Below are 452 nucleotides of genomic sequence, written 5' to 3' on the forward strand. Positions count from 1 at the left end.
CGATGAGAATTCCGGGAAGATGGCGACCGGATGGAAACAGCTGTCCGGAAAATGGTATTTCCTTCAGGATACCGGAATCATGGCGACCGGATGGCTGGATCAAAACGGAACAAAGTATTTCTTAAACAACGACGGATCCATGGTAACCGGCTGGCATACGGAGGGCGACAAAAAGTACTTCTTAACAGACAGCGGCGCGGCTGCGGTCGGATGGCTTCAGTTAGACGGTACATGGTACTACTTCAACCAGGGCGGCGATATGGCGCGCGGCTGGATCAATCCGGATGGAAACTGGTATTATCTGAATCAGGACGGAAAGATGCAGACCGGATGGCTGGATGACGGCGGCGCAAAGTACTACCTAAGCACTTCTTCCGGAAAGATGACAGTTGGATGGCGTGAAGTTGACGGCGCGTGGTACTATTTCAACGGCAGCGGTGCCATGGTGACGG

The 452-nt window shown here is 53.3% G+C and carries 1 protein-coding gene; it reads left to right on the forward strand.

Annotation, left to right across the window (positions count from 1 at the left end):
• On the forward strand, nucleotides 1-452 hold a 452-nt coding region (locus NE664_13985; GenBank protein MCQ4727744.1), incomplete at both ends, for a glycoside hydrolase.

The organism is Anaerotignum faecicola (assembly GCA_024460105.1).
Lineage (GTDB): Bacteria > Bacillota > Clostridia > Lachnospirales > Anaerotignaceae > JANFXS01.